1 protein-coding gene and 1 pseudogene are annotated in these 1,241 nt (G+C 30.0%); both read left to right on the forward strand.

The features are described 5' to 3' along the window. Positions 1-657 (forward strand): annotated as a pseudogene (locus IC174_RS20620) (hypothetical protein); the annotation flags it as partial. Positions 658-672: 15 nt separating this feature from the next. Then, complete coding sequence (locus IC174_RS20625) at positions 673-1,056, forward strand: DUF2190 family protein (RefSeq protein WP_227483919.1); 384 nt, start codon at positions 673-675, stop codon at positions 1,054-1,056. Positions 1,057-1,241: the final 185 nt, after the last annotated feature.

Below are 1,241 nucleotides of genomic sequence, written 5' to 3' on the forward strand. Positions count from 1 at the left end.
ATATATGAGTTGGAGCAAAATGGATTATGTAAGCTTTATAGTATACCATTTACTATAGTTGAAAATAAAATAAATCTAGGTGAAGAAATTGAAGTAATAAAGAAAATAAGCTATGAAGCTAAAGGAGAAATGAAAGGAGAGGAAAACAAATTGGAAGGAAAAGAGTTAATAAAAAATGTCAAAGGATTACTGCAAACTGGTGAAATATCATATTCAGAGGTCATACAAGGAATAGGCTTAACTAAGGAAATTGTGACAGGAGAGATGGAAGATGTAAAAAGTTCATTAAAAGCAGAAAAAGAATTAAGAGAAGTGAAAAAAGTACTTGGAATAGTAGGAGAGATGGACACAATTGAAGTGGCAAAAAAGGCTTCAAAAGCTTTAGAAAATGAGAAAAAGGAAGCTTGGAACTGTATAGTTAATAAAGTAATTAAAGATAAAGTGTCAGGTGAAATAGCTCAAACATTAGTTAAGAAAATGTTAAATGTTGAGGAATGTTCAAGTGAAGAAGTAATAACAGGAGAAATAGAAAATATATTAAATGATGAGTTTGTAAAAAATACAATGTCTAATATGTATAAAGATAATCCAACAACAACAGGATTATTAAACTCTAGCAATAATGGAAGTTTAACAACTAAGAAAAATAGAATATAAAGGAGTGATAAATATATGGCATTTAAAGGTCAACCAACGCCAAGCACAATAACACAGATAACAAGAGCAAAAATAAGTGATGGGAAATCTGTAAGAGTTATTCTTTCAGATGGTGAAAGCACTAAAACGCAACAATTTTACCTTATAAATGGATTTTTTGGAGTCGCTATGCAAGACGGAGAAAAAGGTGATGAAGTTACTTTGCAAATAGAACAAGCTGAATATGAAACGGATAATATTGTTGCATCAGAAGCTTTTGAGGCAGGAGAATTGATTTATTGGGATAATACAGCTAAGAAATTTACTACTACATCTACAAGTAATAGGCTAGTTGGTAGAGTAACAGATGGGAAAGACAGTAATAATGTAATTTGGTTTATATTATTACCTCAACAATAGAAAAGGAGTGATGTTTATATGGCATTTAAAGTAATTAGTCAAGAAAATTTGTTGGAACAAAAAAGAAAAGAAACTTTACAAGAAGATATACCATTTATAGTAAATGGAGAAATGGAATATGTAACAAAGAAAATATCCAATGGAGAAATGGAAACTTTGGAGTTGAATAAGCCACTTGGTGAAAT

Source organism: Clostridioides sp. ES-S-0001-03, from assembly GCF_020676075.1.
In the GTDB taxonomy this organism is placed as follows: Bacteria; Bacillota; Clostridia; order Peptostreptococcales; family Peptostreptococcaceae; genus Clostridioides.

Bases quoted from the DNA above. Each gene is read 5' to 3' on its own strand.
- IC174_RS20625 (WP_227483919.1), top strand. From the start codon at position 673: ATGGCATTTAAAGGTCAACCAACGCCAAGCACAATAACACAGATAACA.